Below are 14,138 nucleotides of genomic sequence, written 5' to 3' on the forward strand. Positions count from 1 at the left end.
TTGTGATTATATCCTAAATTAATTAAAATTACTCCAGAAATATATTCAACTTAAGTTTACTTTAATGAAACCCAATCCCTAGGTTTTAAAAAATAACTGGTTAACTTTTCTTCTTCGCTATTAGGTTTAGTTTTAAATTGGTAGGACCACTTAACTGTTGGTGGCAGTGACATTAAAATTGACTCAGTCCTGCCGCCGCTCTGCAAGCCAAATAACGTCCCTCTATCATGTATCAAGTTAAATTCTACGTATCGACCACGTCGATACAATTGGAAGTCTTTCTCATTCTCAGTATATGGGGTAATCATTCTCTTTCTGACGATAGGTAAATAAGCTTCACTAAAATGATTGCCAACACTTTTCATGAAGTCAAAACATTCATCAAAACTGCCGCTATTAAAATCATCAAAAAATAACCCACCAATGCCGCGTTGCTCATCTCGATGACCTAAGTAAAAATAATCATCACACCATTTTTTATATTTTGGATAAACATCTTCTCCAAAAGGCATGCAAGCTTTCTTAGCAGTTTGATGCCAATGAACCGCATCTTCATCGAATCCATAATAAGGGGTTAAATCAAAGCCGCCACCAAACCACCAAATTGGATTCTTTCCTTGCTCTTCTGCAATAAAGAATCGAACGTTAGCATGCGCCGTTGGAATAAAAGGATTTTCGGGATGAAGAACTAGTGAAACCCCCAGAGCTGTATATTTCCTCCCTTCAAGCTCAGGCCTTAGTGCAGTGGCAGATTTTGGCATTTTATCACCAGTAATTATTGAATAATTAATACCACCTTTTTCAAATATATTGCCATTTGAAAGAATATTAGTTAGGCCTGAACCTCTTTTATCAACCCGTGTCCAGCTATCTTGAGCAAATTTAGCTCCACCTTCAATCAGCTCAACTTCAGAGCAAATAGATTGCTGGAGCTCAATCAAATACTTTTTTACTAGATCTATCATCGATGACGCACGCCTGTTAATAAATTAATGATCCTTGAAGGCTCAGAATTATACTTATTTGGGGGTAAAGCGTAAGAAAGCTCATTACCAAAATACTTTTTAAGCTCTATTAAAGAAGTGGCAACCTTTCCTCCTTGAGTATTCGCACTTGTGGAAATTAATGCAGAGCCCGTATTTTCACAAAAATATGAAATTAAAGGGTTAGAGGTAATTCGAACTGCTAAAAACTCATGCTCTCCTGTTATAAGGCGTGAAGTATTTTTTGATTTTGGTACCAAATAAGTTGTTGCAATTTCTGTCGGAGTAGAAAGTTTTGTTAATAAATCAATATCTAGGTTTGAATCAATATAGGGCAATAAGTAATTTATATCAGAGGCTAATAATATAAAGCCTTTTTTAATATCTCTATGCTTCAAACTAGCTAATGTTTTAATTGCTTCTGGGTTATTTGCCATGCAAGCTAATCCGTATATAGTATCTGTTGGATGAGCTATAACTCCAGTACGAAGATGATTAAGAGCTAATTGGGTTTTTGTAGTTATTTTCATTTTTTTGCTCTAGGATGAAACTCATCATAAACCTTTGATAATTCTAAAAAATCTAGGTGCGTATAAACCTGCGTACTTTTAATACTCTTATGTCCTAGAAATTCTTGAACCGCTCGTAGATCATGACTAGACTGAAGGAAGTGAGTTGCCGCTGCATGCCTAAGCATATGGGGGTGTACATTAATTGAAATGCCCACTTCAAGCGCCCTTTTTTTAATAATATTTTGAACAGATCTAGCACTCATTCTAAGGTGCTTCTGATTTAAAAATAAAGCATCAGAATTGCAATCAGGTCTTTTCTCTATGTACTTTTTAAGCACACTTATTGCCGACGCTCCTACAGGAGAGAAACGAGCCTTGCTTCCTTTACCCATAACTTTAACAAAACCTTCATTGAGATCAAAATCAAGCATATCAATCCCAACAAGTTCAGAAACCCTCAGGCCGCATGAATATAGTAATTCAATCATCAGGACTGCTCTAAGTTCTTTGAAATGGCCAGCCTTTAAATTCATCATTCTACTTAAATCATCAAAATCAATAGTTTTTGGAAGGGCTCGATCGATTTTAGGAGTTTGAATAGATAAGGCTGGATTTGAAGAGGCTGCTTCGTTATCAATAAGGTAATTATAAAAAACTCGTATTGAAGATAAGTAGCGCCTAATGGATTTATTTGAAATATCACCATGCCTTAAGCCCATCACAAATAAATTAACTGTATCGCTATCCACTTCTTTCCAATCAGAGATATTTTTATTACCTAAACAAGATAAAAACTTCAATAGATCTCTCTTATATGCTGAAACAGTATTTAGTGCATAATTTTTTTCAACGCTTAAATGAGCTACAAATTCTTCAATTTGTTTAATTAATATTTCATCTTGATACTTGTTTTTTTCCTGATTGGCCATATCTTTACATTTTACGTTAAACGATTAAGGATTTTCAATGAGTCAAAAACAAACACATGAATTTCAAACTGAAGTATCTCAGCTACTTGACCTAATGATTCACTCTCTTTATTCCAATAAAGAGATTTTTCTAAGAGAACTTGTCTCAAATGCATCAGATGCAATAGATAAGCTGAAATTCGAATCTTTATCAAATGACAAACTTATTGAGGCAAAAGAAGAGCCAAGTATCCATATTGATATTGATAAAGACGCAGGAACTATTACTATTAAAGATAATGGAATAGGAATGACTCATGACGAGGTCATGGAAAATATTGGAACAATCGCCAACTCTGGAACCAAAAAATACTTAGAGGGTCTTGATAAAAATCAAACCCAAGATTCTAATTTAATTGGTCAATTTGGTGTTGGATTCTACTCCGCTTTTATTGTTTCTAATACAGTTACTCTTCTGAGCAGAAAAGCTGGTGATGATAAGGCAAATGGAACAAAGTGGATTTCAAAAGGTAAGGGAGATTACTCCATTGAAACTGTTGAGCTAGAGGACTATGGCACAACAATTATTCTTGATGTTAAAAAAGCTGAAAAAGAATTTATTGATGACTTTCGAATTCGAGGTGTCATATCAAAATACTCTGATCATATTACTGTCCCTATTATGATGCTCAAGCCTTCAGAAGAAGATAAAGATGTGATTGAATACGAAAAAATAAATGAAGCGACTGCATTTTGGATGAAAAATAAGAAAGAACTCTCACAAGCTGATTATGATGAATTTTACAAAGCCTTAACGTATGACTTTGAAGGGCCGTTGACTCAAATACATAATAGAGTTGAAGGAAAACTTGATTATTCATCACTCTTATATATTCCTAAAAAAGCTCCATTTGATATGTGGGAGCCTAAAAGAAAAAGTGGCGTAAAGCTTTACGCTAAAAGAGTTTTTATAATGGAAGGAAATGAAGAATTGCTCCCTCAGTACCTTCGATTTATAAAAGGTGTAATAGATACTGCAGACCTTTCATTAAACGTCTCTAGAGAGATCCTTCAGGGCAGCAAAGTAGTTGATACAATTAAAAAAGCATCGGTAAAAAGAATTCTGTCTGAGCTCGATAAAATGTCTAAAAATAAACCTGAAGACTATGCCACATTCTGGAAAGAGTTTGGAATGGTTATTAAAGAAGGCGTTGTAGAAGACTTTGCAAATAAAGATAAAATTTCAAATCTTTTAAGGTTTACCTCAACATCGGCTGATAGTTCAGATCAAACAATTTCTCTTAAAGACTATATTGGCCGAATGAAAGAGGGGCAAAAAAATATTTATTATGTCACTGCAGACACATATGCTGCAGCCAAGGGCTCTCCTCATCTAGAAATTTTTAAACAAAAAGATATTGAGGTTCTATTACTATCAGATAGAGTTGATGAGTGGTTAGTCGCTAACTTTGGAGACTTTGAAGAGCTATCACTTAAATCAATTGCAAAAGGTGATCTTGAAGATCTTGATTCAAAAGAAGACAAGAAAAAGAAAGAAAAAACAGTGAAAGATTTTGAAAGTGTTATTACTAAAGCTCAAGAAATCCTCAGCAATCAGGTCAAAGAGGTTAAGGTTTCAAGTCGACTAAGTGAGTCGCCTTCATGCCTAGTTGCCGATGAAAATGAGTTAGGCGGAAACATGGAGCGAATCATGAAGTCTTTAGGTCAGGACATTCCTGATACCAAGCCTATTCTTGAGATAAATCCTGATCATCCACTTGTCATTAAACTTAAAACAAAAGTTGATGAAGATCTAGTGAAAGTATTATTTGATCAAGCTGTTCTTAGTGAAGGTGGACAAATAAAAGAGCCTGCTGAGTTTGTAAAACGAATGAACAAACTAATGTTAGGATGATAGGATAATCTAAGTCAAAAAAAAAGCCCGATTTTTCGGGCTTTTTTTTGCTCTAAATTAAGACTTATAAGGATTAATTTTATTAAGAATGCCTCTTAATATTGCCATCTCTTCTTTCTCCAGACTACTTCTACCAAAAAGCCTTCGAAGGCGCCTCATCAAAAGAACTTTTGGTTTTTTTGTATCAAAATAATCGATGTGCTCAAGCGCCTGCTCCAGATGATTATAAAAGCTATTTAATTCATCAAAGCTGACAATTTCACCGCCTGAATTATCAAACTTACCTTCTACAGTACTGACGTAGTTCTGATAAGCAAAAACTTGAATCGCAGATGCAACATTTAATGAAAAGTACTTGGGGTTCCCAGGAATTGTCATTAGGATAGAACATAAATCTAGCTCTTCATTTGTAAGGCCAGAATTTTCAGTGCCAAAAACAACTGCAACTTCTTGCTCATTTGAAGCAACTGTTGATTGAATTTCACTACACGCTTCAATGACATCTAGCTGCCTCCATTTAATATTTCTTTGACGCGCACTAGCGCCAATAACTAGATGCACTCCAATCAAAGCTTCCTCTAAAGTACTGCATACTTTTGCATTTGAAAGAACGTCATCTGCTCCACTTGCTCTTGCAGTGGCAACAGCAGAGGGATAATTAAAAGGTGTTACTAAATATAACTGAGTTAAAAGCATATTTTTCATAGCTCTAGCCGCCGCGCCAATATTACCTGGCTCAGTGGTATTCACCATAACAATCCTCACTTTATTAAAACTCGTCAAGGTATAATTCGATTCTTTATTTATTTGGCTCATTTACCATGCATCCTACCGTTAATATTGCAGTTAGAGCTGCCAGAGCAGCTGGTGATGTTATCTTAAGGTACCATAACCAGGTCGATTTACTAACTATAGAAAATAAGTCACTTAATGACTTCGTTTCTGAAGTTGATAAAACGGCTGAAAAAGCCATTATAAACGAGATTAAAAAAGCCTTCCCAAAACATTCTATTTTGGCTGAAGAGAGCGGGAAAACTCTTGGTGATGATAATTTTCTTTGGATAATAGATCCATTAGATGGAACGACTAACTTTTTACATGGCTTTCCGCAATATGCAGTGTCAATTGCCCTTTTAGAAAAAGGAGTTACAACTCATGCGGTCATTTATGATCCATTTAAAGAGGAGCTCTTTACTTCATCTAAAGGCGAAGGTGCTTATTTAAATGATGAGAGAATGCGGGTTACTATGTCTCTTGGGCTTAAAGATACTCTTATTGGAACTGGCTTCCCATTTAAGCAGCCTCAACACTTAGACTGTTATCTTGAGACTTTTAAAGCAATTCATCCTCATGTTTCTGGAATTCGCAGAGCTGGAGCCGCTGCTCTAGATTTAGCTTATCTTGCAGCTGGAAGACTAGATGGGTTTTGGGAAATTGGTCTTAACTCATGGGATATAGCTGCAGGTGCACTTATGGTTAAAGAGGCAGGTGGTTTTATTGGGGATTTCTCTGGAAGGGACCAGTACATGGAAACTGGAAATATAGTTGCGGGTAATGCAGAGGTCTATAAAGAGCTTCTAAAAAAAATTCACCCCCACCTAACCGAAGACCTACAGCGATAACTCTAATCAGCTATCGTTAATTGCTCACCATTCATTTTTGGACTCAAGTTAGATAGTAAATAAACGATTGCAGCGCTCTTCTCCTCTGGTATTGGAACGGTTGACGAGTCCTCTGCTGGGTAGGCTGTTCTTCTCATTTCAGTTCTTAGTTTCCCAGGGTTGACAGTGTTAACACTAATGTTAGTTTTTTCAAGCTCCTCAGATAGGGTCTTAGCAAAGCCTTCTATTCCAAACTTACTAACACTATAAGCACCCCAATAAGCTTTAGCCTCCCTTCCAACAGAAGAAGACAAGAAAAGAATCCTAGCATCCTCAGACTTTGCTAGCGCAGGTATTAAAAATTGAGTGAGCATAAATGGAGCGCTCAGGTTAATCTGGAGAGTAGAGTACCAAAGCTTGATATCATACTGCTCGATTGGCATTTGCGCTCCAAGTATTGCAGCGTTATGAATTAACCCATCAAGCTTATCAAACTTCTCTAAAACATTGTCTTGGAGCTCTTGATAATTCTCAGGTGTAGCTCCCTCAAGATCTAATGGATAAAGTATAGGCTCTTTGTAACCAGCATCCACAACAGCGTCATAAGCATACTCAAGTGAGCCCAAGTCCCTCCCAAGCATAATAACAGTAGCACCAGCTTTAGAAAGGTCCATAGTAATCGCTAGGCCAAAGCCTCTATTAGCACCTGTGACTAGGATAACTTTATCTTTAAGCTCACCGTCTTTAAAAATATGATCTCTAGATACAATCATTCATTAATTTCCTTGTTCGATTTAACCCCGAGTGCTTTTAACTTCTCAGCGCGGCCAATTAGATTACCTGGACCAGTTTGAAGTTTTTTACGAACGTCGGAAAAGCCTTCCTTGGTCTTGTCTAATTGATTTTCAATCTTGTCCAAGTCATTAAAAAATCCAGCAAGCTTATCGTACATTTTTCCGGCCTGCCTCGCAATCTCATCTGCGTTTTTGTTTTGTTTATCTGTTTGCCACATAAAATTTACCGTCTTCAGACTCATACTAAGCATTGAAGGCGATACGAGCATAATATTTTTCTTTAATGCGTCATCAAACAAGTTAGGTCTGTACTGAAGAGCCAATAATAAAGCTCCTTCTATAGGAATAAAAACAAATATAAAATCAAGACTTTTGACTCCCTCAAGATTTTCATACTCTTTAATGCTAATATTCTTAATTTGGTTCTCAATTGAAGCAATGTGTTTTTTTAAGGCGGCCTCATTAGCTTGATCTGCAATATAATCCGCATAATCCTTAAGGGAAACTTTTGAATCGATAACAACATCCTTTCCTTCAGGCAAATGGAGAATCACATCAGGCTTAAACCTTTCACCCATTTCATTTTTATATTGTTTTTGAAGGTCAAACTCAACACCCTCTCGAAATCCATAGCTTAACAAGAGAGAGTTTAAAATTTCTTCGCCCCAATCGCCTTGTTGTTTATTGTCATAGGTCAATGCATTTGTTAGGTTTTGAGCAGATTGACGCGTTTCAATGTTTGCTTCATGTAATGACTTAATTTGCTCTTTGAGCGATGTTCTTTCTTCAACCTGCTCTTTAGTTATAGTTTCAATTCTTTCTCTAAAACTTTTAAGCTGGGTCTGGAGAGGATTTAGGAGGTCGGAGCTATCAACCTTAAGTTTGTCTCGGTCAGTCTTTAGTATTTCAGATGCAATATTTTTAAATTCACTATTAACTTGGCTCTTAAGTTGATCAACAAGCTGTAATTTTTCCGAGTAATTTTTTTCTTTTTCATTAAGCGTGGTCTCAAGTTGAATATTTTTTTGATTTGAAACAGTCAGCTTTTTATTAAGAATAAAATAGCTTATGAAAGCACCAAACAATAAAGAAATTAATACGATCAAAATGTCCATAAATTCCTACTAAGATGAAAAAGAATTAAAAGTTTTTTTTTACTTTCAGAAAAACATAAACTTAATGTTTGTAATGTTAGTAAAATTTTATATAGAATTATAACGCTAAGACCTACTATATCCTATGTTACTTTTAAGATCACTATTGTACTTTGTTGGCTCAATTATTAGTTTAATTTTGATCACTTTATGTGGATTATTTTTGGTTTTTGCAAACTACTCTTCACGACATAAATTTCTCTCACAGTGGGCTATTTTTTGCATCTGGTGGCTAAAAATAACTTTAAATATCACAACGAATATTATTGGTCAAGAGAATGTAAATAAATCGCCTTGCATAATTATCTCTAACCACCAATCAACATGGGAAACTCTTGCTTTTCAATCCATCTTTCCAGCTCATACATGGGTCTTAAAGAAGGAACTTTTATGGCTTCCAATATTTGGCTGGAGCCTTGCTCTTCTTAAGCCAATTATTATTAACCGAGGTGACAAACTTAAAGCAATTAAAAAAGTTATAAAGCAAGGCACTGATAGATTAAATAAAGGAATCTCCATTGTTATCTTTCCAGAAGGAACTCGCCAACCTTATAAACAAATAGGAGAGTATCAAAATGGTGGCTCTGCTATTGCAAAAAAATCTGGATATAAAATAGTTCCTGTTTACCATAATGCTGGAAATCTATGGCCTAAAGGAGCTTTTATTAAGAAGCCTGGTGTAATTACTGTCGTTATTGGAGAGCCCATTTCAGATTTTAACTTATCAACATCTGAGATAACTGAAAAAATTAGAGATTGGACCTTAGAGCAAGAAAAAACTTTTGAATAACTAGCCCCTTGACAATATGAGTGAAATTACCTATAAAATTTTTCATGAAAGAACTGCAGAAAACATTAAATTTGAAATAAAGAGACTTTATGATTTACTACTTTTAGATAACAATAAAAACCTCTATAAAGCTGATGTAAATGATGAACAGTCAGTCAAGGAGATTCTTTCAGATAATATTTTAGACTTTAAAACGCCAAATATTTCTGATAAGCAGCTTAAAACTAGATCTGAATGGCACAGTTTTTTAACTGAAAAAAATCATTTAAACTTTAATGAATGTCTATTAATTCTTCTTGGAATTAATCCAACTCTTTCTGGCTCTTTAGAGCCTAACTTATATAAAACAGAATTAAATGAAGTTGGAAGACTTAAGGAAAACTATTTGAGTTTAATATTTTTTCAAAGAGTAGAGAACCACCTTCTAAGAGAAAGATTTAGAGGCAACAAAATTAATACGGATGAGTTCATTAAATGGGCAATGGATTATAAATACTTGAGAGAAGTCAAAGCTTAAAGTAAGGGCTGTGAATTGAAAATTTTACAAAATAGCTCTGAAGTTTTTTTAGTATCATAAAGCGCTGAATGTGCTTGCTCGTTATCCCATTCGATTCCGCACTTAACAGCTGCTTTTGCAAGAACAGTTTCACCGCAGTAAAGAGCAGACAAACTAACAGTATCAAGAGTTGAAAATTGATGAAACGGACTCTTAAGCTTAGAGCGATTTGTAGCAGCCTTCACAAACCCAAGATCAAAAAATGCATTGTGGCCTACTAGTATTGCCCGGGTGCACTCTTCTATAACTAAATCATCACTAACGCACTGAAAAATTTCACTAAGCGCTTCCTTTTCAGGCACTGCAAGCCTGAATGGGTTATCGATATCAATTCCATTAAACTTCAAAGCTGAAGGCTCAATATTAGCCCCCTTGAATGGTTCTACATGAAAATGTAGTGTCTTTTTGGGATAGAAGTTACCGTTATCATCAAAGCCTAAAATTATTGCACAAATTTCCAATAAAGCATCTGTATTTTCGTTAAAGCCAGCAGTTTCAACGTCTATTACAACTGGAAGATATCCACGAATTCTATCTTTAAGTGTCATTAATTATTTATTGCTCAAAAAAGTAAGTAGTCAAAGCTTAAAAATTTCTTAGGTAGATAATTGAATTTCTTTGATAATCATAACTCTTTTGTCGAATCAAAGGGAGGGAACTGATCTCACTCTCAATAAAGTCATGTCTAAAAAAGAACCTACCTCCAAACTTTGAAAGCGCAAAAATAGAAGATAAATTATGACTCAAGGCTTTTTTAATTAGTAAGTCCATTAAATTAGATGAGGCATCAGTATTGTGAAAATCTTTATTAACTACTAATCCATAAATTTCACCCATATTTTCTTTTTCATAAAGCTTTAGGGCTGCACAAGCAATAATTTCACCATCACTTTCAATAGATATAAAGTTTTCTATTTCATTATTAATGCTTTCATAACTTCTTTCTAACAATCTACCCTCATCAACAAAAGGTTGCATTAATTCAATAATTTGTTTAGCTTTACTCAACTTCTAACCTTAAATTGCCAATAGAACCGCACTATTTTAGTCTAAAATTTGTATTTTTTGCTAATTTAAAATAGATGTCAAACTCAAGAAAATACTCCTCAGCTGTAGTCGATGGTTATGAACGCGCTGCATCTAGAGCAATGCTCTATCCAGTAGGCTTTAAAAAAGAAGATTTCAAAAAACCTCAAGTAGGAATTGCATCAACCTGGTCTATGGTTACTCCCTGCAATATGCATATCAATGATTTAGCTGACGAAGCTGAAATTGGCGTCAATTCTGCGGGTGGAAAAGCTGTAATATTCAATACCATCACAATTTCGGATGGTATTTCAATGGGCTCAGAAGGAATGAAGTATTCCCTAGTCTCTAGAGAGGTCATTGCTGATTCGATTGAAACTGTAGTTGCTTGCCAAGGATTTGATGGAGTTGTTGCCATTGGTGGTTGTGATAAAAATATGCCTGGATGCCTTATGGGTCTTGCTAGACTCAATCGACCTTCGGTCTTTGTTTATGGAGGGACTATTCAGCCTGGTAAAAATCATACCGATGTTGTTAGTGTTTTTGAAGCTGTCGGTAAGAGAGCAAATAATGATATTACTGATATTGAGCTTGAGCAAATTGAATCAACTGCGATTCCAGGACCTGGTTCTTGCGGCGGAATGTATACTGCAAACACAATGGCATCAGCTATTGAAGCCCTAGGAATGAGCCTTCCTAACTCTTCATCTCAAGATGCAATATCAGCTGATAAGAATAGTGACTCATCAAGAGCTGGTGAAGCTGTATTAAATCTATTAGATAAAGATATTAAACCAAGTGATATTATGACTAAAGAGGCATTTGAAAATGCAATTACTTTAATCATCACCCTTGGTGGCTCAACCAACGCAGTACTTCATTTAATTGCAATGGCTGATGCCATTAATGTTGACCTAACAATTGATGATTTCACCCGAATTGGTGCTAATGTGCCTGTTCTTGCTGATCTTAAGCCTTCAGGCAAATATATGATGAGTGAGCTTGTGCAGATAGGAGGCACTCTACCCTTAATGAAGGTGCTATTAGATGCAGGAATGCTTCATGGTAACTGCATAACAGTAACTGGCAAGACCTTAGCTGAAAACTTGAAAGATGTTAAGCCTTATGCTGATGGTCAAGAAATCATTATGTCATTAGAGAATCCAATCAAAAAAGATTCCCACTTAAGAATTTTAAGAGGCAATCTTGCTCTTGACGGTGCAGTTGCTAAAATTACTGGTAAAGAAGGCCTGAAGTTTCAAGGAAGCGCCAAAACTTTTGCTTGTGAAGAAGACGCTCTTCAGGCAGTTTTAAAAGATAAGATTGTAGAAGGTGACGTCATTGTAATTCGTTATGAAGGCCCAAAAGGTGGCCCGGGAATGCGTGAGATGTTAGCGCCTACCTCAGCTGTTATGGGCAAAGGATTGGGCGGAAAAGTTGCTCTAATAACTGACGGAAGATTTTCAGGTGGAACTCATGGTTTTGTAGTGGGTCATATAACTCCTGAGGCTTTTGTTGGAGGAGCTCTTGCAATTATTGAAGATGGCGATGAAATATTGATTGATGCTGAAAATAATCGCCTCGAACTTCTTGTTGACGACTCAGTCATTGAAGACAGACTCTCAAAGTGGATAAAGCCAGCTCCAAAATACACCAAGGGTGTATTAGCGAAGTATGCAAAACTTGCTCAGTCGGCCTCACGAGGCGCAATAACTGAATAGTTAAGGTTTAATTGACTGGAATAAAGTCAATTTTTCTATCATCAAGGTTTACTGAAGCAATCTTTACTTTAATCATGTCGCCTAAGCGATAAATTTTTCCATTCCTTTCGCCCTTTAATTGGTGATGAACATCATCAAAAATAAAGTAGTCATCCCTTAAGTCACGAACTGAAATTAAGCCTTCAACAAATACGTCAGAAAGCTCTACAAAAAGGCCAAAACCTGCAACACCAGAAATAACGCCATTAAAGTTATCGCCCACCTTGTCACTCATATATTCACATTTGAGCCACTGCTCAACATCTCTTGATGCATCATCAGCCCTCCTTTCGGTCATTGATAGGTGAGCCCCTAGCTCTAACATTCTAGCTGATGGATCCCTAACTTTGCCTGATAAAGCGCGCTTTATAGCGCGATGAACTAGAAGGTCTGGATACCTGCGAATTGGAGAGGTAAAGTGAGTGTAATCCTCAAAAGCTAAACCAAAGTGGCCCTCATTATTCGGAGTATAGGTTGCCTGTTTCATTGTTCGAAGCACAACAGTTTTGATAATGTTCTCATCATCCCTTCCGTACGCATTTTTTAATACCTTGGCAAAATCTTTGGATTCTGGTTGATGTCCGCCCTCTAAGGTAAGTCCAACTGCAGATAAAAACTTTTTAGTGACCTCAACTTTTTCAGCTGTAGGCTTAGGATGAACTCTGAATAAGAAGTCTTCATTTTTTTTCTGTAGGAATTTTGCAGTCGCCTGATTTGCCATCAACATACATTCTTCAATTAACTTATGTGCATCATTTCTTTTTCTAGCGACAATGTCTTTAATCTTGCCTTTGCCATCAAATAATATTTGACTTTCAATTCGATCGAAATCCATTACGCCTCTTTTTTGCCTAGAAATTCGAAGCGTTTTATAAAGGCTATATAGATAGTCTACATTTTCAACTACATTGCTATACTCTTTTCTTAAAAGACTCTTTTTATCCTCAAGCATTTCATTGACCTGCCCATAGGTAAGGCGAGCATGAGATAGCATAACAGCTGGATAAAATTTATAGTCTAAGAACTCTCCCAATGAATCAATTTCCATCTCACACACCACACAAAGCCTTTCAACTTTCGGATTAAGCGAGCAAAGGCCATTTGATATGGCTTCAGGAAGCATCGGCACAACTCTATGAGGGAAATAAACTGAATTCCCTCGCTCTAAAGACTCAATATCTAAATCAGACTCTTCCTTAACGTAGTGAGAGACATCAGCAATAGCAACAATTAGTTTCCAACCGTTTTTGGATGGTTTGGCATAAACAGCATCATCAAAATCTCTAGAGTCGTCTCCATCAATTGTTATGAGCTCTAACTTTGTTATATCCGCCCTGTCTTTCTTATCTTTTGGGAGGACTTTAGTTGGTAATTTAGATGCCTCTTCAAGCGCTATTTCTCCAAAGACAGAGGGTATTTGATGGCGGTAAATTGCAGAATCTACTTCTACGCCCTCGTCTAAATAATTTCCAAGGATTGAGGTAATTTTTCCAGTTGCATTACTATCTAGTGTCGGAGAAGAGAGTATTTCAACCACTACTACTTGATTATCAGAGCAGCCCTCGATTAGTTCCACAATATCAATGTTATGCTTAATTCGTCTATCATCAACAACTACATAGTAATCACCATCATCAAGATGAAGCCTTCCAACAAGGTTTTTTGCTGTTTCGATGATTTCAACAACTTCAGCATCTAGTCTCCGATTCAGAAGTCTAACTTTAATCTTATCACCATGAAAAACCAACTTCATTTGTTGATTTGAAAGTCTAAGATCTTTTCCGCCCTTATCTAAAGCAACGAAGCCAAATCCCTTAGGATTAGCAATGACTGTTCCAGTGATTAGGCCTCTATTAGAGTATGGTCGATACACTCCATTCTTATTGCAGCTGAGTTGTTTGTCTCGAACCATTGCCCTTAAACGCCTTTCAAAAGCCTTTTTTTGCTCATCTTCTAATGCAAGAAGCTCAAAAAGCTGGCTCTTGGTTTTGGGTTTTTGCTGAATAAAACTTAAAATATGCTCGCGAGATGGAATCGGGCTCTCATATTTTTCCGCTTCACGATCATAGTGAGGGTCTGACATAATGTGCTTAGTATAAAGTAAGCTTAGAAACGTTTAGAACTAATCAAAAGGATTCT

The 14,138-nt window shown here is 36.1% G+C and carries 14 protein-coding genes; 5 read left to right on the plus strand and 9 right to left on the minus strand.

All coding sequences use genetic code 11. The annotated features are described in order from the left end of the window. Nucleotides 1–56: 56 nt before the first annotated feature. The 3 genes from hemF to xerA are packed head-to-tail and all read right to left on the minus strand — an operon-like array spanning nucleotide 57 to nucleotide 2,424. Nucleotides 57–965 (minus strand): oxygen-dependent coproporphyrinogen oxidase, encoded by a 909-nt coding sequence (gene hemF, locus AC5YGD_RS05405; protein WP_496140992.1) that lies wholly within the window; start codon nucleotides 963–965, stop codon nucleotides 57–59. After that, complete coding sequence (locus AC5YGD_RS05410) at nucleotides 962–1,513, minus strand: Sua5/YciO/YrdC/YwlC family protein (protein WP_496140994.1); 552 nt, start codon at nucleotides 1,511–1,513, stop codon at nucleotides 962–964. The genes hemF and AC5YGD_RS05410 overlap by 4 nt, the downstream gene beginning before the upstream one ends. Continuing rightward, nucleotides 1,510–2,424: a site-specific tyrosine recombinase/integron integrase gene (xerA, locus tag AC5YGD_RS05415; protein ID WP_496140995.1), complete on the minus strand. Its 915-nt coding sequence runs from the start codon at nucleotides 2,422–2,424 to the stop codon at nucleotides 1,510–1,512. Before xerA ends, AC5YGD_RS05410 begins: the two co-directional genes overlap by 4 nt. Nucleotides 2,425–2,461: 37 nt before the next feature. Here xerA and htpG point away from each other — a divergent pair, with 37 nt between their 5' ends. Further along, entirely contained in the window at nucleotides 2,462–4,318 is a 1,857-nt protein-coding gene (gene htpG, locus AC5YGD_RS05420) for a molecular chaperone HtpG (RefSeq protein WP_496140996.1), read from the plus strand. A gap of 57 nt (nucleotides 4,319–4,375) precedes the next feature. On the opposite strand, the gene AC5YGD_RS05425 is transcribed toward htpG, so the two are convergent. After that, the gene (locus AC5YGD_RS05425; RefSeq protein WP_496140997.1) at nucleotides 4,376–5,134 is read right to left on the minus strand and encodes a TrmJ/YjtD family RNA methyltransferase; all 759 of its coding nucleotides are present in this window, start codon (nucleotides 5,132–5,134) and stop codon (nucleotides 4,376–4,378) included. 5 nt (nucleotides 5,135–5,139) lie between these two features. Here AC5YGD_RS05425 and AC5YGD_RS05430 point away from each other — a divergent pair, with 5 nt between their 5' ends. Then, on the plus strand, nucleotides 5,140–5,940 hold the full coding sequence (locus tag AC5YGD_RS05430; protein ID WP_496140999.1) for an inositol monophosphatase family protein: 801 nt from the start codon (nucleotides 5,140–5,142) through the stop codon (nucleotides 5,938–5,940). Between the two features lie 2 nt (nucleotides 5,941–5,942). On the opposite strand, the gene AC5YGD_RS05435 is transcribed toward AC5YGD_RS05430, so the two are convergent. Beyond that, a complete protein-coding gene (locus tag AC5YGD_RS05435; RefSeq protein WP_496141000.1) occupies nucleotides 5,943–6,692 on the minus strand; it encodes an SDR family NAD(P)-dependent oxidoreductase in 750 nt (249 codons plus the stop codon). Continuing rightward, a complete protein-coding gene (locus AC5YGD_RS05440; RefSeq protein ID WP_496141001.1) occupies nucleotides 6,689–7,828 on the minus strand; it encodes a DNA recombination protein RmuC in 1,140 nt (379 codons plus the stop codon). The genes AC5YGD_RS05435 and AC5YGD_RS05440 overlap by 4 nt, the downstream gene beginning before the upstream one ends. A 124-nt stretch (nucleotides 7,829–7,952) precedes the next feature. Between AC5YGD_RS05440 and AC5YGD_RS05445 the strand changes: the two genes are divergently transcribed. Next, on the plus strand, nucleotides 7,953–8,657 hold the full coding sequence (locus AC5YGD_RS05445; RefSeq protein ID WP_496141002.1) for a 1-acyl-sn-glycerol-3-phosphate acyltransferase: 705 nt from the start codon (nucleotides 7,953–7,955) through the stop codon (nucleotides 8,655–8,657). Nucleotides 8,658–8,673: 16 nt separating this feature from the next. Then, entirely contained in the window at nucleotides 8,674–9,174 is a 501-nt protein-coding gene (locus tag AC5YGD_RS05450; protein ID WP_496141003.1) for a hypothetical protein, read from the plus strand. Here AC5YGD_RS05450 and rnt read toward each other — a convergent pair. Both rnt and AC5YGD_RS05460 read right to left on the minus strand, forming a co-directional pair. Then, on the minus strand, nucleotides 9,171–9,761 hold the full coding sequence (gene rnt / locus AC5YGD_RS05455) for a ribonuclease T (protein ID WP_496141004.1): 591 nt from the start codon (nucleotides 9,759–9,761) through the stop codon (nucleotides 9,171–9,173). The genes AC5YGD_RS05450 and rnt overlap by 4 nt on opposite strands. A gap of 37 nt (nucleotides 9,762–9,798) precedes the next feature. Continuing rightward, entirely contained in the window at nucleotides 9,799–10,221 is a 423-nt protein-coding gene (locus AC5YGD_RS05460) for a GNAT family N-acetyltransferase (RefSeq protein WP_271558667.1), read from the minus strand. 74 nt (nucleotides 10,222–10,295) lie between these two features. Between AC5YGD_RS05460 and ilvD the strand changes: the two genes are divergently transcribed. Further along, on the plus strand, nucleotides 10,296–11,960 hold the full coding sequence (gene ilvD, locus AC5YGD_RS05465; RefSeq protein WP_496141005.1) for a dihydroxy-acid dehydratase: 1,665 nt from the start codon (nucleotides 10,296–10,298) through the stop codon (nucleotides 11,958–11,960). Nucleotides 11,961–11,967: 7 nt separating this feature from the next. Here ilvD and rnr read toward each other — a convergent pair whose 3' ends face one another. Further along, nucleotides 11,968–14,082: a ribonuclease R gene (gene rnr, locus AC5YGD_RS05470; protein WP_496141006.1), complete on the minus strand. Its 2,115-nt coding sequence runs from the start codon at nucleotides 14,080–14,082 to the stop codon at nucleotides 11,968–11,970. Nucleotides 14,083–14,138 lie beyond the last annotated feature (56 nt).

The sequence above is a fragment of the Candidatus Pseudothioglobus sp. uisw_070 genome (assembly GCF_059512545.2).